The 20,099-nt window shown below is 27.6% G+C and carries 22 protein-coding genes; all 22 read left to right on the top strand.

Features of this window, described 5'->3' with window-relative positions; translation table 11 throughout:
- The first annotated feature begins 1,004 nt into the window (after positions 1 to 1,004).
- The 22 genes from HPY57_12990 to HPY57_12885 all read left to right on the top strand — a co-directional run bounded on the left by HPY57_12990 (position 1,005) and on the right by HPY57_12885 (position 19,904).
- Complete coding sequence (locus HPY57_12990; protein ID NPV12695.1) at positions 1,005 to 1,421, top strand: hypothetical protein; 417 nt, start codon at positions 1,005 to 1,007, stop codon at positions 1,419 to 1,421.
- Between the two features lie 8 nt (positions 1,422 to 1,429).
- The gene (locus HPY57_12985) at positions 1,430 to 1,609 is read left to right on the top strand and encodes a hypothetical protein (GenBank protein NPV12694.1); all 180 of its coding nucleotides are present in this window, start codon (positions 1,430 to 1,432) and stop codon (positions 1,607 to 1,609) included.
- Entirely contained in the window at positions 1,594 to 2,550 is a 957-nt protein-coding gene (locus HPY57_12980) for a hypothetical protein (GenBank protein NPV12693.1), read from the top strand. Before HPY57_12985 ends, HPY57_12980 begins: the two co-directional genes overlap by 16 nt.
- Position 2,551: 1 nt before the next feature.
- Entirely contained in the window at positions 2,552 to 2,743 is a 192-nt protein-coding gene (locus HPY57_12975; GenBank protein ID NPV12692.1) for a hypothetical protein, read from the top strand.
- Positions 2,740 to 3,105: a hypothetical protein gene (locus tag HPY57_12970; protein ID NPV12691.1), complete on the top strand. Its 366-nt coding sequence runs from the start codon at positions 2,740 to 2,742 to the stop codon at positions 3,103 to 3,105. Before HPY57_12975 ends, HPY57_12970 begins: the two co-directional genes overlap by 4 nt.
- Positions 3,095 to 3,298 carry a hypothetical protein gene (locus HPY57_12965; protein ID NPV12690.1) on the top strand — a complete coding sequence of 68 codons (204 nt, stop codon included), beginning with the start codon at positions 3,095 to 3,097 and terminating at the stop codon, positions 3,296 to 3,298. The genes HPY57_12970 and HPY57_12965 overlap by 11 nt, the downstream gene beginning before the upstream one ends.
- Before the next feature lie 4 nt (positions 3,299 to 3,302).
- Entirely contained in the window at positions 3,303 to 3,590 is a 288-nt protein-coding gene (locus HPY57_12960) for a hypothetical protein (GenBank protein NPV12689.1), read from the top strand.
- Positions 3,562 to 4,113 carry a hypothetical protein gene (locus tag HPY57_12955; GenBank protein NPV12688.1) on the top strand — a complete coding sequence of 184 codons (552 nt, stop codon included), beginning with the start codon at positions 3,562 to 3,564 and terminating at the stop codon, positions 4,111 to 4,113. The genes HPY57_12960 and HPY57_12955 overlap by 29 nt, the downstream gene beginning before the upstream one ends.
- 11 nt (positions 4,114 to 4,124) lie before the next feature.
- On the top strand, positions 4,125 to 6,122 hold the full coding sequence (locus HPY57_12950) for a hypothetical protein (protein ID NPV12687.1): 1,998 nt from the start codon (positions 4,125 to 4,127) through the stop codon (positions 6,120 to 6,122).
- Between the two features lie 80 nt (positions 6,123 to 6,202).
- Positions 6,203 to 8,551 (top strand): hypothetical protein, encoded by a 2,349-nt coding sequence (locus tag HPY57_12945; GenBank protein NPV12686.1) that lies wholly within the window; start codon positions 6,203 to 6,205, stop codon positions 8,549 to 8,551.
- Positions 8,548 to 8,892: a hypothetical protein gene (locus tag HPY57_12940; GenBank protein NPV12685.1), complete on the top strand. Its 345-nt coding sequence runs from the start codon at positions 8,548 to 8,550 to the stop codon at positions 8,890 to 8,892. The genes HPY57_12945 and HPY57_12940 overlap by 4 nt, the downstream gene beginning before the upstream one ends.
- 139 nt (positions 8,893 to 9,031) lie before the next feature.
- Entirely contained in the window at positions 9,032 to 9,787 is a 756-nt protein-coding gene (locus HPY57_12935; GenBank protein NPV12684.1) for a hypothetical protein, read from the top strand.
- Positions 9,788 to 9,821: 34 nt separating this feature from the next.
- Complete coding sequence (locus HPY57_12930; GenBank protein NPV12683.1) at positions 9,822 to 11,054, top strand: hypothetical protein; 1,233 nt, start codon at positions 9,822 to 9,824, stop codon at positions 11,052 to 11,054.
- A gap of 31 nt (positions 11,055 to 11,085) precedes the next feature.
- On the top strand, positions 11,086 to 12,549 hold the full coding sequence (locus HPY57_12925; GenBank protein NPV12682.1) for a hypothetical protein: 1,464 nt from the start codon (positions 11,086 to 11,088) through the stop codon (positions 12,547 to 12,549).
- A 34-nt stretch (positions 12,550 to 12,583) separates the two neighbouring features.
- Positions 12,584 to 13,507, top strand: a complete 924-nt coding sequence (locus tag HPY57_12920; GenBank protein NPV12681.1) for a hypothetical protein — start codon at positions 12,584 to 12,586, stop codon at positions 13,505 to 13,507.
- Between the two features lie 2 nt (positions 13,508 to 13,509).
- Positions 13,510 to 14,232 carry a hypothetical protein gene (locus HPY57_12915; GenBank protein NPV12680.1) on the top strand — a complete coding sequence of 241 codons (723 nt, stop codon included), beginning with the start codon at positions 13,510 to 13,512 and terminating at the stop codon, positions 14,230 to 14,232.
- A 2-nt stretch (positions 14,233 to 14,234) separates the two neighbouring features.
- Entirely contained in the window at positions 14,235 to 14,972 is a 738-nt protein-coding gene (locus HPY57_12910) for a hypothetical protein (protein ID NPV12679.1), read from the top strand.
- 9 nt (positions 14,973 to 14,981) lie between these two features.
- Positions 14,982 to 15,704: a hypothetical protein gene (locus tag HPY57_12905; protein ID NPV12678.1), complete on the top strand. Its 723-nt coding sequence runs from the start codon at positions 14,982 to 14,984 to the stop codon at positions 15,702 to 15,704.
- Between the two features lie 20 nt (positions 15,705 to 15,724).
- Complete coding sequence (locus tag HPY57_12900; protein NPV12677.1) at positions 15,725 to 17,017, top strand: hypothetical protein; 1,293 nt, start codon at positions 15,725 to 15,727, stop codon at positions 17,015 to 17,017.
- Between the two features lie 115 nt (positions 17,018 to 17,132).
- A complete protein-coding gene (locus HPY57_12895; GenBank protein ID NPV12676.1) occupies positions 17,133 to 17,696 on the top strand; it encodes a hypothetical protein in 564 nt (187 codons plus the stop codon).
- Entirely contained in the window at positions 17,681 to 18,292 is a 612-nt protein-coding gene (locus HPY57_12890) for a hypothetical protein (GenBank protein NPV12675.1), read from the top strand. Before HPY57_12895 ends, HPY57_12890 begins: the two co-directional genes overlap by 16 nt.
- Before the next feature lies 1 nt (position 18,293).
- Positions 18,294 to 19,904, top strand: coding sequence for a hypothetical protein (locus HPY57_12885; protein NPV12674.1), 1,611 nt, complete (start codon positions 18,294 to 18,296; stop codon positions 19,902 to 19,904).
- Positions 19,905 to 20,099: the final 195 nt, after the last annotated feature.

Here is a 20,099-nt window from a genome sequence, read left to right as displayed (position 1 = left end):
AAAAAAAAACAAGAAGGGCTATTCGCCCTTCTTTGGGTTTATTGGGAGATAGACCTCATTGTTTGGGCCTATTATCCCATGTTTCCTTATAAAACCATTCACGGGACGAACCCGTACAATCATATTCTCATCGGGCATTAAGTACCCGATGAAGTAATACTTTTCCCCATCGTGTTCAATCGTATACGATGAGGGTTCACTAAATTTTTTAAACTCCATAATTTTAAGTTTTTAAGACCGAAACAACGGGGGGTCTCAGGAGGGGGTTAGTTTCTCTCACGCAATCCACATAAAAATTTTTAAAAATAAAAAAAAATTTTAAAAAAATTTTGATTTTGTTATACACGTAGCAGTTTTGGTGTTATTGGGGGTTATAGTATTTCAGTGGTATTTATACAGTTATTAACAGGGTTTGTTAACAAGGTATAAATTTTATAACTTTGTGGAGTAATAGAACCAGTCAGGTATTTTTAGTTTAGGTATATGGATTAAGATTTAATAGTTTTAAAGCGATTTAAGACACGTTTCATAGTTGGGTGGTATAAAATACTAGTCAAGTAATTCCAATTTCTCTAATAGGCTAAAATGGGGTAATATTAAGATTTAGTTATAGAGATATTTACTAAGGTCAAGTTACTACCAATATATAAAACATTTTACATATGATAATTACATGCAAGAAACAAGAAAAAGAAAAGAAAGAAGCAAAGAAAAGAAAAAGAAAAAAAGTAGATCTATAATTATAATATATATTAATTAAATATTATAATCTTTATAAAAAACAGCTTTTTTTTTAAAAAGTCAAGAGTTTTTAGAAAAAGTTTTCAACAATTTATTAACAATCATTGTTAATAACTATTGATATTTTATAAACAGTGTTAGTTATCAATAAGTTAGTATTTATTAGTTATTAACAATAGATTTTTATTATGTTATTTATTTGAAAATGATTGTGAATTGTTCACATTTTAACAAAATAGTTATCTTTGCGAAAATTTATCACTATGCCAAAAGGAAGACCAAGAAAAAATTTAAATGAGGCTATAGAGAACATAAAGGATAAGCCTATAAAAAACATGTCTGATGAACTAAAACAACAGTTGATAAATACAGTAGAAGAAGTTATTAATGAAACTATAGAAAGTAAATTAGAAAGATTTAGAGATGATTTAGATAAAGTAACTACACCTCCTAAAACTTTAAGTGAGTTACATTTTGTTATAGACTTGCTTAAAAAGATAATAAACATTGACGATATAGAAGTAAAAATTACTTCTATAAAGTATGGATTAAGTAGTAAACCTTTTAGTAATTACCAATTTGAATATTTGATAAGAATAGGAAATATCATAGAAATTAAAGTTAACAAAATAGAATGGAGACCTACAATGAAAGATATTATTCAATTCTTACTTAAATAAAAATTGTTATGAAAAACACAGATATTCACATTAAACCCTCTAAAGTAGGATCTTTAAGAAAACATCTTAAAGTTAAAAATGGAGAAAAAATCCCAATTAAAGCTTTAGCTATTAAACCTAGTGATAGCCCAGCTATAGTAAAGAAAAAAACATTTGCTAAAAACGCTAGAAAATGGAAAAGAAAGTAATTGTTTCAGATGAAACAGATAAAATAGAATTTGATTCTATTACAAAAGCTGCTGATTTTCTTAATTGCGCTAGAAGTACTGTTAGAGAAGCCTCAAAAACAAACAGGAAGATATCAAATAAGTATACTGTCAAAATAGTAAAAGAAGAAAATGTAGTAAATACAAATGTTAGTAATAAACCTAATACAATAAGTTCATCTAACAACATTCAAATAAATGAAAAAGGGTATCACCTTATTATGGGATGTGTGCATTCTCCGTATTATAATGAGGTGTTAATGTCTAAAATAATAAATCTAACACAAGACACTTATTTTAAATCTGTTATATTTATAGGAGATTTATCAGATTTAAGTGCTTTATCTAAATATGATGTAAATAAGGTGAACAAAGGAGTGCAGTTATCTTATGAATATGAAGTAACAGAAGAATTAATAAGTAGATTTAATCATATACATACTAAGATTTATTTGGAAGGTAACCATGAATACAGGTATGAAAAATATCTACAGAATTTAGAGAATTATAAACTAGGGGCTGCTATAGAATCTATAGAAAAAGGAATGCATCTTAGTAGATATAATGTTAAATATATTAAAGGATATCCAAATAATTACGTAGATTTAAATGGAATACAGCTTATTCATGGTATCTACACAAATATAAATTCACCAAAAAAACACTTGGATAAAGTAAAACAGAATGTTATCTTTGCACATACACATAAGTTTGCAATTTATAATGAAAATGGTATAACAGCCTATAATATTGGATTTTTAGGAGATGTTAATGCTGATATTTTTTCATATGTATCAAGATTTGATAAACTTAATTGGAGTAATGGATTTTGTATTGTATATGTTGATGATAATTTTAATAATTTTGTAATACCAATTATAGTAACCAATAACAAATTTATATTTAACAATAAAACCTATTGATATGCTGTTTAAAAAAGTAACTAAGATGAATTTCTTAAGAGATCCAGATACTAACAAAAAATATGGATTAGGATTTGAAACTACTATTTATTTGATAAATAAAAAAATGTACTCATCTTATGTTGAAGTATACTATGAATTTGCTGAAGAAGAAAAAGATACTATAAAATCAATTAAAGGTTTTAAAGTATGAAAGTACCAATAAAGACTACAAATGAAAAATTTTATAGACAACTATTAGAGTTGTTAAAGCCGTTTCCACCTATTAACGCTTGTACACCAAGTGAATTGGATGTATTAGGGCATTTATTGTATTATAACGATTTTTACATAGACATATCATTACCAATGAGAGATAAAATTATCTTTGATTATGATACTATGATAGCTATATGTAATAAATTGAATATGAATGAATATATATATAGAAATATTCTTACACAGTTAAGAAAAAAAAGTATTGTAGATAAGAAAAGTTTGAAATTTAGACCTTATATAAAGGATAAAAACAACTATAGTATTTCATTTATATTTAGCATAGACAATGGGGAATGATAGATTTATTCCAATAATAGGCATAGCTTCTAAAGATATTGGATCATCTTTAGAGGCTATGTTTAATATTATTTTAAAAATGACAGATGGATATGACTTCTATGATATTTATACATTTTTAGATGAAGATATTGAATTAAAGTTTATTATAACTAATGATAAATGTATTATAACATTTAACATGAAAAGCTAAGGCTATGCATATAATACAAAAACAACAAAAAGAGGTTATTAATAAGATGGTTAAAGAGTTGGATTTAACCAAAGAAGAGATAGAAGAAATAATAGGATTATACTTTAAATATTTAAAACTAGAGATTACTAAACTAAAACCCAGTGAATTAACAGTTGAAGATATTCCTAATATTCCTTATTTACCTATAGGTTCTTACTTTATAATAAAACCTAGAATAGCTAGATTAAGAAACTACATTAAAAAAGTGGAGAGATCTAAAAATGAGGTTACTGGACAGAACGAAGGATAATAATATAGTAATATCTACAGAAGCTTTAACAATAAATAGCTTTAAAAAAATATGGGAAAGAGATAAAACAAAATCTAAAGATAGAGCTATAAAAGAATTAGCTTTTATATTCTTTTATTGTGATTTTAAATCGCCCTATTCTGCTTATGATGAGGAAGATAAATTACAAGTAATATCAGAAGAGTTGTTAGGTAAAGATAAAAAATTTAATTTAAAAGATCCATTGATAGTAGAAGCTATAGAATCATATAAAAGAACACAAGAAACTTTTAGCATGAAGTTTTTAAAATCTGCTAAAAAAGCAGCTATAGAGTTAATAAATTTCTTTAATAATATTAGGTTAGATGAAAGAAATGCTAATGGTTCTCCTGTGTATAAACCAGCTGATATTACAAATGCCCTAAGTCAAAGTGTTAAAGTTATAGAAGCTTTAGATAGATGGGAAGAAAAAGTAAAACAAGAGATAAATTTACAAGAATCAAAAATTAGAGGTGGTGGTCAAGTAGGATATTTTGAAGACTAATATCTACTAATATGGAATTTACTTATTTAAACCCTAATAACATACCTAAATTTAGAGAAGCAGCTTTGTATTTTGAAGAACATGGGGTGTATACTAAACATCTTCCAGGTACTTCAGGGTATCTAAATTATTGGAAAGAACAAGTTAAAAGGTGTTTATATGGGTATAGAATAGGGAATGATTACATCACTGGATATAATTATTTTTATTGGAATTTTTCTAGAATTATTATAGTAAAAACAGTGGTAGATGAGTTTGGTATAGAACGTACAGATAGATATGAATCTTTTCCTGAACCTTGGGATTATGATAAATATTTTTTTGATTATGTAGAAGAAGCTGAAAAAAATGGAAAACATGCTGTAGTATTAAAAGCTCGTGGTGTTGGTTATAGTTTTAAAGGAGCTTCTATGTGTAATAGAAATTACTTCTTAATAAAAAATAGTAAATCCTTTGTTGTAACAAGTAAAAGTAACTACATGTTTGAAGATGGTATACTTGCTAAAGCATGGGATATGATGGATTTTATAGATACAAATACAGCATGGTACAAAAGAAGACAATTTTTAAATAAGATAGATCATAAAAGAGCTTCATACCAAAAAGATATTGATGGAGTTAAAGTTGAAGCTGGGTATAAAAGTGAAATAATGGGGATAGTCACAGGTCAGGATGTAAATAAATTAAGGGGTAAAAGAGGTAAATTAATATTGATAGATGAAGCTGGTTCTTTTAATGACTTATTAACAGCTTGGAATATTATAAGACCTTCTGTAGAACAAGGTAATAAAACATTTGGTCTTATATTAGCTATGGGTACTGGTGGAGATGCTGAAAGTAATTTTATGGGATTGGAAGAATTATTTTTCTATCCAAAAGGATATAATGTATTCTACATAAATAATATATGGTCAGATCCTCCTATCGGAGAATGTGCTTTTTTTGTTCCTAAATGGGCTAATCTTGAAGGATTTTATGATAAAAATACGGGTATTTCCGATAAAGAAAATGCTATAAATTTTATAGAAAATAAATTACTTTCTGAAGCTAAAGAAGCTAAAGACCCAAATGTGTTGTTAAAGGCTAAAGCAGAAAATTGTATTATACCAGAGGATGCTTTAACTAGAATAAAAAATAATTTTTTCCCAATATCTTACCTTAAACAAAGATTAGCAGAACTAACAATAAACAAAAAATATAAAGATTCCGAAAGTATTGGGTATTTAACATACGATGATAATTCTAATATACAATGGGTAGAAAATAGATCTTTATCTCCAATTTATGATTATCCATTATCTACAAATAAAGTAGAAGGTTGTATTGTAATTTATGAACATCCTGTTAAAGATGATCATGGTAATGTAAGACCATATATTTATATAGCTGGTACAGACCCTTATGATGATGATGAATCAGAAACTACATCTTTGGGAAGTACGTTAGTAATGAATATATTAACAGGAAGAATTGTAGCAGAATATACAGGAAGACCTCCAACAGCAAAAGAATATTACGAAAATGTGTTAAGATTATTAAAATATTACAATGCTATATGTAACTATGAACAAAACAAAAAAGGTATGTTTGCCTATTTTGAACAAAAAAACGCATTGTATCTATTAGCAGACACTCCTAAAATATTGAAAGATAGAGAATTATTGAATACAAATGGTAAAGGAAATAAATCTAAAGGTACTTTAGCCACAGAAGCTATAAATAAGTATGCAAGAGAATTAATAAAATCATGGTTATTAGAGACAGCTTATAATAAAGAGCATAGTAACATTCATGAATTAGTACAAATAGCTTTAATAAAAGAATTGATTTATTGGGCACCTGGTATAAATGCAGATAGAATTAGTGCATTAGGTATGTTATTAATTCTCAGAGAAGATTTAATAAAATATGCAGATCAAATTAAAAGTATAAGTAATAAACCATATCCTGGAAGTGATCCTATATTTAATAGAATTTTACATAGAGGAAAAATTGTTGGTAGATTTTAATTATGACATTGAAAATAATTTAACTATTCATATCTAAATATAGTAAATTCTTTATTTAATTTTGTAAAAATTTAGTTATTATGTTAACATCTTTATCTAATTTTCCTAGACAAAAGTTACCAACAAATAAAAAGACAGATAAATGGCAGAATGAATGTGTAGATGCCTTATTGTCTTTATCATATTCTACATCTGGTACAAATGTTAGAGCTACTAAAAGAGAGATCATAGAAAACTATAATCTATGGAATGGTGTATTAGATGAAGATGCTATAAATTGGGCTGTAAATCCTTTTGGTTTAAGTATTAAATCATTTCCTGCTAATATACCACATTATTTTATAATCAACAATAAATTAAAGATATTAATTGGTGAAGAGTTAAGAAGAGGATTCGACTACACTGCTTATGTAGTTAATTCTGATGCTGTTAGTGAAAAATTAGAATATGTAAAAAAAACCATAATAGACAATTTATTAAAAGTAGTAACTGAAGATGAAGAACCTGATCCACAGAAATATCAGGAAAAAGCTGCTAAAGTATTAAAATGGGCTAAATATGAAGCTTTTGATTTAAGAGAACGTGTAGCAAATCAACTATTAAAATATATTTACATAGATCAAGAGCTAAAATTTAAGTTTAATCAAGGGTTTAAAGATTTACTTATAGCTGGTGAAGAAATATATAAAGTAGATATTTTAGGTAAAAAACTTGTAGTAAGAAAATGTGATCCAAGAAATATTATAGTTTTGGGATTAACAGATAGCCCTTTTATAGAAGATGCTGAAGCTATTATAGAAGAGTATTATAAAAGTGTATCTTCTATTATAGATGATTATTATGATTATTTAACTGAAGCACAAATAGATCAATTAGAAAAGAAAACTGTTGGAAGTTCTGATACAGGAGATTCACTGTTAAATTATACTTTACCAGACATAGATTTAAGAGTATTTGCAGAACATTCTGATGGAACAATTAGTACAAATGATGCTTATAGTTATTATGATTCTCAAGGAAATGTAAAAGTATCTGTAGTAACATGGAAAACACGTAGAAAAGTAGGAATACTACAATACTATGATGAATATGGTTATTCACAAAGAGAGTTAGTAGATGAAAATTATGTACCAAATCCAGCATTAGGAGAAGAAGTTAAATGGTTTTGGGTAAATGAATGGTTTGAAAAAACTAAAATAGGAAGTGATATTTATATAAAAGGAGGCCCAGTATCAATACAACCAAGAGATATGGATAATATATCCATATCAATGTGTCCATATGTTGGTATTGTGTATAATACTAACAATTTAAGAGCTAAATCTCTTTTAAGTATGTTAAAGCCATATTCATATTTTTATGATGTTATAGCTTATAGACTTGATAAAGCTATAGCTAAGTATCAAGGGCCAATGATAGAAATGGATTTTGCTAAAATGCCTGAAGGATGGACACCTGAGAAATGGTTATATCAAGGATATGAAACAGGTTATTTATATATTGATAGCTTTAATGAATCTAATAAACCACATTTAAGAGGGGTATTGGGTGGGCATTTTAATACTACCAATAAGGTAATAAATCCTGATATGGGTAATTACATAAAGGATTTATTAACTATTTTACAATTTATACAAGATGAGATAAGTATAGTATCTGGAGTATCTAGACAAAGAGAAGGAGCTATTGATGCCAGAGAAAGTGTTGGTGGTGTAGAAAGATCTGTCACCCAAAGCTCGATGAATACAGAAGATCTATTTTTTGTGCATTCATTAGTAAAAATTAAAGTAATGGAGGTTGTATTAGAATTTGCAAAATATGTATATCCCAATAATAATACTATAATTCAATATATAGCAGATTCAGATTTAGCTAGAGAAATTTTAGAAATAGATGGTGGATTATTTTCAACAGCTAACTATGGAGTTGTAATCTCTAATAATGAGCTTAATAAATCTAAAGAGACTATAAAAGAACTAGCTAAAACAGCTTTAAGTGCTCAAGTCCTTAATTTTTCTAAAGTTGTAGATATATTAATGTCAGATTCTTTATCTGATACAAGAAGAAAATTAGAACAATACGAAGATGAAATGCTTCAAATACAAGCTAAGAATGCTGAAGAAGCTCAAAAGATTGAAATGCAAAAGATACAAAAAGAAGAAGAAGCTAAAGAAAAAGATAGACAGTTAAAATATGACCTTGAAAAATTAAAATCTGACACAGATCTTGAAATTAAATTATTAGAATTAGAAATAAAAGAAAAAGAATTAGCTTTAAAAGAAAAAGAAATAGAGCTAAAAGCTAACACTGATATTGAATTGTTAAATAATAAGAAGGATATAGATACTAAAGCTATAGAGAATAAAAAAGAAGAGATAGAGTTAAAAAAGGAACAATTAAGAACAAACAATAAAAATATTGAGTCATGAGCAATTCATCTAAAAAATTAGATTTAATAAAAGAATATAGATCTAATCCTGACATTAATAAACAGAAATCTCTTATAGAATTCATAAAAGAGAAAGAAAAAACAATTAAAGAAAATGAGGTTAAAGCTATAAATGAAATTAAACCTCAAGTCAATCAAGATAATACAAATACTATAACTCCTCAAAAAAGTAAAATAGAATTAATTGAGGAATGGAAAAATAAGCCATTAGTGTATGATTTAGAATACTATAAAGGAGATACAGAAGAAGATGAATTATTCAAAGAATTTGACTATACAGAGTATTTAAAGTATATTAGGGATAAAAAAATAGGGCTATAATAATTTAAATTTTTATTATGAATAATAGAAATTTTGATCTATACAGTATACATATTTAAATACAATTTTTAATTTTGTATGGTACAATTACATGCTGTGAATTGATTACATTAATACTTATACAGCCATGGCGAAGAAAATGTCTAAAACAGAAAAAGAGAATATAAGAAAGTCTCTTGAAAGTTATAAAGAGACTAGGAAAAGTTTTAAACCAGAGTCTCCTAAAGTAGAATTGAATACATCTGGTCTAAGGAGTGGTTTAAAGGAAATTCCATCCACTAGAAAAGCTTCTACTACTACAAGTAATACTATTACTTTTAAAGAAGCATTTGCAAATGCTAAAAAACAAGGGTTAAAAACATTTGAGTGGAATGGTAAAAAATATACTACAGAAGAAAAAAATAAAGCTTCAAGTACAACCACACAGCCAAGTACCAGTAAAAAATCTAGTACAACTACACAATCAAGTACTAATAAAAAATCTACTACAACTACACAACCAAGCTCTAGCAATAAATCTACTACAGGTACACAACCAACCAAAGCTTGGCATCCACCTATGGTATTATCTGAAAACTATGAGGAACCTAAAAAAAATAAAAACATAACCACTTTTGAAGAAGAATTTAATAAAAGTAAATCCAAAAGTGTAAAAAAAGAACCTAAAATTACAACAACTCCTCAAAATAAAAATAATTTTGAAATTAAAGATTCTGCAGCTCTTAATAAGAATTTTGAAATACTTGTAAGAAAGTATAGAAAAGAATATGAAAATGCTAATGGAAAAGCACCATCAATATTTGAACTAGCTAAAATTAGAAAAAGAGCAAATGAAGAATCACAAAAAATGTATAGACAAGCTGTAGAAAATAAAAAGAAAACTAAAAAAAGCTAAATAAATTATACAAAAACTTAAAAAATAAATACATATGAACGATTTATTTGACACCAATTTAAATCAGTTATTTGATGTTGACGGTGATATCCCCACAGATCTTACTATAGATGTAGATATTGATGATAATTATAACAATGGGGATATTTCAAATAGTAAGACTAAAAGTAAATCTACTAAAAATGTAGATGATGATCCCATTCCTGAGGATTACCTTATAGATGATGACCAAGATTCAGTTGATGATGATAGCTCTTCTAAAGATGATGATAATAATGATGATAATGATTCAACAGATCAGCATAATAATATAGGTACCGATAATGATGTAGAAGATGATGCTAATTCCTTTAGTATTGACTCTTATAAAATGTTTGCTAAAGGATTGTATGAAGAAGGTATTATTTCTGAATTCGATGAAAAAGAATTTGAAACTTTAGTAAAAGAATTAGATAGTCCTGCTGAAGCTATAGCTGAACTTACAAGGCGTACTATAGAAAATGCTATTAATGAATATAAAGAAGAAAATGGAGATCTGTTTAAAAAGTTTATGCTAGCTAAAGAGAAAGGTGTAGACCTTAATGAACTCTCTAAGACTATGCAAAAACAAGATATGTTTAAAGATATCAATGAAAATTCTTTAGAAGATGATGAAGAATTACAAAAGAAAATTGTGCTTATTGACCTTATAGAAAAAGGTGAAAGTGAAGAAGATGCACAAGCTATAGTAGAATCACTAAGTGATACTGGTAAACTTTTACTTAAAAGTAAAAAAGCTTTATCTAATATTAAGGATAGAATTAGTAAAGAAGAAGAAGAGTTGTTTAAAAAAGCTGAGCAAGAAAATAAACAACGTGAAGAGCTTTATAAACAGCAATTGAACACTTTGAAAAAGATGATCTTTGAAAATGATTCCATTGTAGAAGGTATCAAACTTAATGAAAAAACTAAAAAAGAACTGTATTCAATGATTACTACTCCATATAAACAATTGGATGATGGTACTAAAGTAAACTTTGTAACAGCTAAACGTCTTGAAGATCCTATCAAATATGCCATTATAGAAGCTTATCTAGTAATGTCAGGTGTATTTGATGGAAAGCTTGACGGAATTACTAAAACACAAAAAACAAAAATTTTAAAAGAATTTGAAAAAACCTTATCAAATAGTCAATCTGTTAAAATGGGTGAAATAGGAGCTGTACCTAAAAAGAAAACCCAAAAAAGTATTGGCTATTTGTGGGATCCAAACAAAGTACAATTATAAATTTTAACCTTACATAAACACAAATACAACTATGAAACGTTTGCCTTTTCAACTTTATGCTCCTGATGATATTTCTGGTATTGTAACAGAAGATCATCTTGGTAATAGATTCTTGACCCAACCTCAACAGATGGATCAAGTAATTACTATGATTGCTGCTGTCAATTGGGGGCCTAATCTACTCACTGAGCTTAAGAAATATCCTATTAAATATATGGAATCTGATGATCCGTGGGAATGGCGCCTAATTGGAAATGCTGATAAAAGTGTGCCTCTTGTAAAAGCTAGTCTTAGCCCAGGAGGATCTCCCGTAACATCAAATGACAAATTTGGTATTGGGAAAACTATTGGTTACTTGTATTTTACTGAACGATTCAATGAAACAGAAGTTCTTGTAGGAGAACGTGGTAGTCTCTATCAACTTCGTATTGTAGAAGAACCTAAAGCTGTAGGTAATCTTTTTGAACATGCAGTACAGTTGATGGGAGGTGACCTTAATAAATATGTTCCTGCTGAAGAACTTGCTGCTGGTAAAAGGTTTACTGTAGATTTCGCACCTGCTGAACGTACTTTGTCAGTTAAAGGTGGTGGAGTTAGGTATACATTCCCGTTTATTATGCGTAATACATTTAGCAAAATTCGTATTGAAGATACTGTACCTGGCAATATGGTTCATAGGCCTGTTGTAGCTAAATGGGTAGATCCTGAAAGTAAAAAAGTTATGACTACATGGATGGCTTATAGGTCTTTTGAACTTGAACGCCAGTGGCAGAAACAAATTGCTAATTTGCTTTATTGGGGTGTATCTAACCAAGCAGCTGATGGTACTTATCTTGACAAAGGTAAATCCGGCCATATTATTCAAATGGGTGCTGGACTAAGGCAGCAAATTGAACAGTCTGGTATCAAATATTACAATAAGTTTGATATTAAAGTATTCACCGAAATTGTACTTGATCAACTCGTAGGTAAAGTACCTCCTGAACTACGTAAAGTTAAAGTAAAATCTGGTGAATGGGGAATGATTCAATTTAGCGAAAGCTTGGAAAAATACAGCACTTTGTATACGCCTTCACGTGATAATAATAGGATTTATAGTCTTGGTGGTAATAAGATGGGATTCAGGGGTCAGTTTATTAAATATGATGGCCCGAATGGTCTTGAACTTACTATTGAGCATGATCCTATTAAAGACGATTTGGTACGTAACAATTTGCGTGTAACTGGTCTTAGGGGGCCTGTAGAATCCTATACTTATGATATTATTTCTTTAGTAACTCAGAATGGTGGGCCTAATGTACAGCTTGTACGTCCTAAGGACAATTATGAAATCAGGTCATTTATGCCTGGTCTTATTAATCCATTCAATTTGAAACATAACAACATGTATATTTCTTCAAGTGGTGTAGATGGATGGACTGAATTTAGGATGTTTACTGGTGGTGTACAAGTAAATGATCCAACCGCTTGTTTAGTATATAAACTTTCGGTATAAATATGTATATTTGCGTGTACTAATTAAAACAACTATGGCAAAACAATTTAGACTACCTAAAGGGAAAAAAATCATGGTTTATCCTGTTATTCATGAAGGTAGTTGGTTGCCTAAGGGTCATAGTGGTACCTGGCAATACTCAGGTACCACTTTTTCCCTTACAGCACCAATTGACGTTCATACAGGACGTATTAAAGATGTACTAACTCCTGAAGAAAGGGAATTTTTTGAGGATCCCTCTTTTTACTATGAACATGGATTTAATTTTCAACCTGGTGATTTATCTCCTTTGAAGGAAGATAATAATTTTTGGGTTACTTTTGAATATACCATTAGAAAACCTGTAGATGTAGTAGATGAAGACACTTTGTTGGACACTCTAGATTTAAGTAAAGGACTAGATTATTTAAAGTATGCTTTATGCAGGTCATTTTCAAACAGATTTGGGCCTGTAGCTATGTCTTATGAAAACAGGTATGACAGCCCTCTTAAAAAAATTTATTTAACAGAAGATGTAGAAAAATTCAGTAAACTATCTAAAGCAGCTATTGTAAAAACTGAATGTTATACCAAGCTTAAGGAAATGTCTAATTCTAAAGACAAACTATATGAATTTTTGATGATTGCTTGGTTAGAAGGTATTAATGGAGCTAAACCTTCTTTTGATGATCCCACTGAGTTTTTAATTACAAAAGTGGAAGAGCTTATTAATAAAGATCCTTTTGAATTCATGGAAATTATTAATAATAACTATGAAGATAAAGCTCTTATTTATAAAGGAATTAAGTATGGAATCTTAGATTTTAACCGTTCTGGTATTTTTACTAAAGAAGGTCAATATCTTGGAGGTTCTGTAAAAGAAGCTATTGCTTATTTAAATGATATTAAAAATAAAGATCTATTGATAAGAATTACAGCTGAAATTGATAATTTAAATAGTATAAAAGTACGTAAATAAAGATGACAGTTTCAGAGTGCCTGAATAAGTTCTATATAGAATTAGATGCATTAGCATCTGGTGTAGCTCCTGGATTTGAACCAGAAGATGTATATGCTTTGTTTGATAAAGTACAAGACAATTATATTAAAAGTGCAGTTTTAAATAAAAACTATTCTGGGTTAGAACCATTATTAAAAAAAGCAAGTATAAAGTTATCGTTATCTTCTATACCATATACAAACACCTATTCAGGCACTACTGAAACTATGTATGATTTTTATTATTACATATCTAGTAGAGCGTTAATAAATAGAACTAATCCACAAACAAGCATAAATGGAGATTGGGTAGAATGTGATTTAATTCAAATAGATATTGCAAAAAACTTTGCAATCACTCCATTTAACAAACCTTATTTTAAAAATCCAGTTGTATTTATTGTTCAAAACATAAATCAAGCTATTCAAATGCCACCTGTAGGTTTAGAAGATTCTGGTAATTCTGAAGGTATTGTAGTTCAAACTAGTTACACTATAAATTTAATGACAGATTATTATACTACTTTAAATACAAGTAATAATACTAATTTTCAAATGACATATGTTAGTAAACCAACTAAAATTAATGCTAATTGGGGTTTTTCATTAAATCCAAATATGCATACAATATTAGTTAGTATGGCAGTTATGGAAGCAGCTAAATCGTTTAAAATTGCAAAAATGTATCCAAATAATCAACAATAGTTATGACTGGATTAGAAATGCAGCTTTATTTTGAAAATATGTTACAAACATCTGGTATTCAATTTAAATACGATGAAAAGCCAGATACAGACACTATATTCAAATATTTAAATGAAGCTCAAGATTTAATAATTAGGACAAAGTATTTACCTTATCAAAATAGTGTTGATAATATAAAAGTATTAAACAAATTTGAATTGGAATTACATAAATTGGTTACTAGAAAGATTATCAGTTTAATTCCTATTCAAGATTTTGAATATATGTTTATAGCTCAATTACCATCAGATTATTACTATTATATTAGATCTTCTTTAGTTATCAGCAGGGTTAGTATTTATGCATGTAACAATAGTTATATTAGTTTAAATTATAGAGATCAATCTGAGATGCATAAATTTATTACTAATAGATTTAACACTGTTATATTAAGAACACCTGCTGTATTTGTAACAAATAGTTTGCAATTAGATTCAAATTCAGTTAATAATAATGTAGCATTACAATCTAATTTATTGAATATAGTTGTAGTAACTGATAAATTCACGACTATTACAGGAAATTTAAACTTAACATATTTAGCAAAGCCTTCTATTATAAGTTTAAATTCAGAATGTAAATTATCTCCACAAGTACATGTAGAGATAGTAATAAAAGCTTTTGAATTGTTTATGAATTTTTATAAAAAATTAGAATTACAAAATAACAATAATCAACCAAAACAAGAAGATATAAATTAAATATAGTATATGACTAATTTAGAAATGTTGGCTTATTTTCAAGAAAATATCAGGAATTTAGATCTTGATATTGGTATTGATATTCCTACTCATGAAATATCTTCTTGTTTAACACTAGCTGAATCTTTATTTGTAGAGAAATACTATAGTAAATTCGAGTCAGATGAGAAAAGTAGAAAAGCTTTATCAAGTTTGGTTGTTACTACTATTTTAACGAGCTATACTCCTACGTTATTATATAAAAATGGAACACAGTGGTTATTACCTAATAATTTAAAATATTTACTATCTGAATCAGCTTTTATAAATATAGATCCAGATGGAGATGTTACAAATATTTTTAGAGAAGTTCCTGTTAAACCAATTAAATTAGACTATTACATTTCTAATATATACAATCCATTTAGAATTCCTTTTTATAATTTAGTTTGGAGATTAGATGTATCTAACAATAGTACTAATTTGTATCATATATTGGTTTTACCTGATAAAGCAACTATTTCAAAATATAAGATAATGTATTTATCTAAACCTTTAGGGATAGATGTAGAATTAAATCCTAATGGAGTAAGTTTAATAAATTCTGAATTTCATAAAGAAATTGTAGACATATCAATTAAAATATTCTTAGTTAGAAATAATTTAAATAAAGACATTAAAATAAACAGTTTAGATATTGGTAATAAATACCAAAGTCAAGCTGACAATCAATCTAATAACCAAAATGTTTAATCTTTAAAAATTAATTAACAATGAAAAGTGTTCGTAATCATGCAGATTTTTTGGTAGCTGGTATTTCCACTACTTCTCTCACCAATGGTGTACACTATACTAGTGTAAATTTTAATGATGGTACTTTGTTTATGACTGATGAGAAAGGTAATATCATTACAACTAGTGCCAACACTATTAATAAATTTCGTATTGGTGTATATCTTGGAGAGGGTAACTTTAAATTCAGTGAAATCTTCAACACATCTGATGTAAAGTATATTTCAGGTCAAGATGTGATTCTTCCAACTAATGAAGTATATACTGTAACTCCAGGTAACACCATTGTACCTAATACTTACAGTATTGTTCTTAGGTTTACTCATGGCAGTGCTATTCAGCAGGCTGATCAGTATATTATTACTACAGCTATGACTGTTGACTCTTCTTATACGAATAAAACTTTCTGTGAAAGCTTCGTTACTTTGCTTAATAAAAACTTTGGTGAAATTCCTCAAACTAAGTTTTTTGGTATTACAGCTGTAAAAGCTTATTTGACGAATACTACTAATGATTTCAGTGTTCAAACTAGTGGTGGTAATGTTACTTTTACTAAAGGAAGTAATTTAGTAACTTTTGTAGAATCTTCTAGTGGTGCTGGTAATGCTGGAAAATACAATGAAGATAATAATTTAATTATTACTGGAGATTATATTGCCAGTACTTACAGTTATGGTGTAATGTATAAAATTGTAGGATTTAATGTTAATACTCCAGATATGAAAGTAGCTATCTTGGATAGGCCTTGGGAATTTAATACTGTTCAAGCTAGTAAGCAAAATGTTATGGTATATAACACTAATGTTACCAATAACTTTGGATTTGCTATTATTGGTTATGAAGGGTATTATTCTTATGGAAAATTCCCGTTTGAGATGATTACTTTTGACATTAATAGTATTAATTTCCCAAGTGAAAGTATTACCAAAGTACAGAGCGGAAATATTGGATCTGGTTTCTATAAACAAGTAAAAGATATGGAATATCAGTTCAATGCAGCAAATGGAAATTGGTATAAAGCTTCTCCCTATAATTTTCAAGATAAGAGTTATGTAAATAATTCTTATACTTATTCTTTTGTAGTAATTAGTGCTGAAACTATGACACAGCATGCTATTGGTCATAAGGATTATTCTCTTAAGGAAGTGTATATTGCTATTCCTAAAGGTAATAACTCTGCTGCTGTTACTACTTTAACTGCTATTCAAACTATGGCTAGTAGTAAGGGAATTTCGTTAGTACCTTCTAATATTACATTGTCTAATTTAGTATAAACAATAAGTAATAATATTATTAAATTTTTATGTTTAATCCCATATGAATACATAAATTTTTACATAAATTTGCAAAGGGGGTAACATTCCCCCTTTGCATTTAATTCTAAAAATTATGGCTTTAAACTTAAAAATAGTTCCTATCTATACTTCATATACAGATTTTGTATTTGAAGAAGTATCTGATTGGGGTGTTAATGGGAATATAAATAGATCAGATGTTACATCAGCTAATATTACTATATGGAGTGTAAACCAAAATAATGTTACTACTCTTGTCCAGACTTATGATGTAACGAATGAGTTAAATAGCACTCCTAATAATGTATATTTAAGGTTTGTTTTAAACTATCCAAATGGGGAAATTATTCCAGATGACACTTATTTTGTAAGTTATGTTGTAAGTGATAATATTTCAACATATACATTTACGCTTTATATTGGAACTTGGTATAATGTTCAAAGTAAGGTAATGCATAGAATTGCATTAATTCCAAGTAAATTAAATAATTATCCATATAACTGTTGTTCAACATTTATAAAAGAGACTGAATGTTTATTTATGTTGATGCAAACTTTAATTCAAAGTTCAATATATGGTAATATAAATGAGTTTAGAGAAATTTTAGATAGGATAACTAATATTATAAATATTGATGAAACATGGCAACTTCAATAACATTACAAGATTTCATAAATAAGGCTAAAATAAAGTTTGGTAATTATGGATATATTTATTCATTAATGCTAAAAACTGGATTAAAGCCAACAGAACATTTTGAATGTATAATGAAGTTGTCTACAATGTATTTATGGGCTTTAGATAAAGCAAAAGACCCAATAAAATTTAATAATATACAAACTAATGATATTGTTTTAAGTTTATCAAAATTACTAGATATAAGAGATTATAAAGTTGTAGTAGATTTTGATAATTATTATAGCAATAACAACAATATACAATATGTTTATATTCCCATTTATATTAGTTTACCAACAGATAACACTATGAATCAGAAAACTATTTTTAGGTTCTACACTGATGTTAATGATAGAATTATAGATTCTAATATAACTTATGAAGATTACGTTAATGATGGGGTAAATATGGTAGATATCAAATTTACCCATAATAAAGGATATTATCCAGACGTATATATTTATGATTTAAATGGACAAGTTTTATTAGTTCCTATTTTACATATTGATCAAAACACTACTTTAATAACTTTAAATTATCCTCCTCATACAACTGGACAAATAGTTTTTGAATAATATGACTAATATAGAAGTAAAAGGGAATTTAGATTTTAAAGGGGTTTCTAAATTAATAAGCCCTATAATCTATGATTATACGGATGCTAGTATACCAATAGAATTAAACAACACTATTGGAGGATTATGGTTTAATTCTAACTATAAAACGTTTTTTACTAATAGAAGTAATGTAGCCACACCACTAGCATTATTTACAGATATAAATCAATTAGACACTACATTAAATAATTTCCCTATTGTATTAGATAGCTCTTCTTTAAGGGTATATAATAGTATAGGCTTTTTAAAAATAGATTCTACAGGATTAACAAGTAAAAATACTATAGATTTTTTAGATATAAATCCAATAGTATTAGATACTGTAGAATTAACTGATAATCCAAGAAAAATACCCACAAGTTCAGTAGTAAAAGCTTATTTAGATAATATAGCCCAATCTATAACTACTGGATTATTAACATTAACTGATGTACATATATATGGAGATTTTGTTGTAGATAGTAATCCATTTAGTATTATAACTCCAAACCAAGTTTTAGCTTTTAGTGAAGATTCTTTCATTATAAAATCTGAAAATGATATAACATTAATAAGTAATGGAATAAAATACGTCAATAGTGAAACATCGCCTTCAGGGTTAAATATTACGCAAGATATAGCAGCTTTTAGGATTTTTAGTGATTTTCCTATATTTTTTGGAACAGAAAATAGCCCAGTTATTGGATTATTTTTAAATACTTTATTTGTTCCAAGTAGTGGCCTTACTATAAAAACTATTACAGATAATTCTTTAATGTATTTTGATAATGAGTATATAACAATTAATACTCATGTTAAAGTTGGTAATAATGTAGATATTGGTACACAAGAGATGCCTTTAGACATTGTATATGCTTTACTTTTTAATGGTTCTATAGGATTAAAGGATCAAACTAATGAAGTATGTACAATAAGTCATATAGCAAGAAATACTCTTGTAACTGACATAAATGGAGTAAGTAGCCTTATTATAGCAGACGTTCATGCTATAAAAAATTATGTAGATTCTTTATTAACATTAGCTACTGAAAATAATAATGGATTTATACCACAACTTCCGTCATTATATAAAGATAGAAAAATTTTAAACGGTTATAATACTTGGGTAGATGCAGCTTTTTATAAATCAGGGACTATTATACAAAATACAGATAGTACTTTAATTTTGTTTAGTGCTCTATCTGAGATAAATGGTTATGTGGGATATATAGAAAATCAATATACATTTAGAGCTCAAACTGGAGAAGGTTTTAAATTAGGTAAAAATTCTTCATATTATGTAGCACATGCTATGCTACCTTATAGTGAGAAATTAACCTCAGAATATATATTTAGTTGTAATGGTTCCATGTATGCTACAAATGTTGGAACACAAAATGTTTTATATGGAAATTATGTTATATGTACAGATACTGATTATGGATTTAAATTAATGTCTATTGTAAATAATTCAACTACTATAAATGCTATAAAAACGACTGGTACCGAAGTATTAATAAATATGACTATTAAGGATCCTTCGGACAATTATAGAGATATTTATATTCAAGGATATGAACTAGAACCATAAATTATAATAACTATGCAAACATTATTTGATATTATAAATAATTCTACTAAATCAACTTTACTTACTATTTCTGGTAGTATATTTGGATATATTCCTAATTTAATAAATAATTTAATATATTTGCAATATAATTATTCACATATTGATTATGTGTCTAAAATAATGCAATTAATAGTATGGGGTTTAACCTCAATA

It is taken from the genome of Ignavibacteria bacterium, assembly GCA_013177855.1.
Classification (GTDB): Bacteria; Bacteroidota; Ignavibacteria; order Ch128b; family Ch128b; genus Ch128b.
This window is presented reverse-complemented; position numbering and strand designations above follow the sequence as displayed.

What these genes read in the sequence shown, in the direction of transcription:
- HPY57_12945 (NPV12686.1), top strand. Translation starts at nt 6,203, where the DNA reads ATGTTAACATCTTTATCTAATTTTCCTAGACAAAAGTTACCAACAAAT.
- HPY57_12955 (NPV12688.1), top strand. Translation starts at nt 3,562, where the DNA reads ATGAGGTTACTGGACAGAACGAAGGATAATAATATAGTAATATCTACA.
- HPY57_12985 (NPV12694.1), top strand. Translation starts at nt 1,430, where the DNA reads ATGAAAAACACAGATATTCACATTAAACCCTCTAAAGTAGGATCTTTA.
- HPY57_12960 (NPV12689.1), top strand. Translation starts at nt 3,303, where the DNA reads ATGCATATAATACAAAAACAACAAAAAGAGGTTATTAATAAGATGGTT.
- HPY57_12925 (NPV12682.1), top strand. Translation starts at nt 11,086, where the DNA reads ATGAAACGTTTGCCTTTTCAACTTTATGCTCCTGATGATATTTCTGGT.
- HPY57_12950 (NPV12687.1), top strand. Translation starts at nt 4,125, where the DNA reads ATGGAATTTACTTATTTAAACCCTAATAACATACCTAAATTTAGAGAA.
- HPY57_12910 (NPV12679.1), top strand. Translation starts at nt 14,235, where the DNA reads ATGACTGGATTAGAAATGCAGCTTTATTTTGAAAATATGTTACAAACA.
- HPY57_12885 (NPV12674.1), top strand. Translation starts at nt 18,294, where the DNA reads ATGACTAATATAGAAGTAAAAGGGAATTTAGATTTTAAAGGGGTTTCT.
- HPY57_12965 (NPV12690.1), top strand. Translation starts at nt 3,095, where the DNA reads ATGGGGAATGATAGATTTATTCCAATAATAGGCATAGCTTCTAAAGAT.
- HPY57_12990 (NPV12695.1), top strand. Translation starts at nt 1,005, where the DNA reads ATGCCAAAAGGAAGACCAAGAAAAAATTTAAATGAGGCTATAGAGAAC.
- HPY57_12915 (NPV12680.1), top strand. Translation starts at nt 13,510, where the DNA reads ATGACAGTTTCAGAGTGCCTGAATAAGTTCTATATAGAATTAGATGCA.
- HPY57_12975 (NPV12692.1), top strand. Translation starts at nt 2,552, where the DNA reads ATGCTGTTTAAAAAAGTAACTAAGATGAATTTCTTAAGAGATCCAGAT.
- HPY57_12970 (NPV12691.1), top strand. Translation starts at nt 2,740, where the DNA reads ATGAAAGTACCAATAAAGACTACAAATGAAAAATTTTATAGACAACTA.
- HPY57_12895 (NPV12676.1), top strand. Translation starts at nt 17,133, where the DNA reads ATGGCTTTAAACTTAAAAATAGTTCCTATCTATACTTCATATACAGAT.
- HPY57_12920 (NPV12681.1), top strand. Translation starts at nt 12,584, where the DNA reads ATGGCAAAACAATTTAGACTACCTAAAGGGAAAAAAATCATGGTTTAT.
- HPY57_12940 (NPV12685.1), top strand. Translation starts at nt 8,548, where the DNA reads ATGAGCAATTCATCTAAAAAATTAGATTTAATAAAAGAATATAGATCT.
- HPY57_12900 (NPV12677.1), top strand. Translation starts at nt 15,725, where the DNA reads ATGAAAAGTGTTCGTAATCATGCAGATTTTTTGGTAGCTGGTATTTCC.
- HPY57_12905 (NPV12678.1), top strand. Translation starts at nt 14,982, where the DNA reads ATGACTAATTTAGAAATGTTGGCTTATTTTCAAGAAAATATCAGGAAT.
- HPY57_12935 (NPV12684.1), top strand. Translation starts at nt 9,032, where the DNA reads ATGTCTAAAACAGAAAAAGAGAATATAAGAAAGTCTCTTGAAAGTTAT.
- HPY57_12930 (NPV12683.1), top strand. Translation starts at nt 9,822, where the DNA reads ATGAACGATTTATTTGACACCAATTTAAATCAGTTATTTGATGTTGAC.
- HPY57_12980 (NPV12693.1), top strand. Translation starts at nt 1,594, where the DNA reads ATGGAAAAGAAAGTAATTGTTTCAGATGAAACAGATAAAATAGAATTT.
- HPY57_12890 (NPV12675.1), top strand. Translation starts at nt 17,681, where the DNA reads ATGGCAACTTCAATAACATTACAAGATTTCATAAATAAGGCTAAAATA.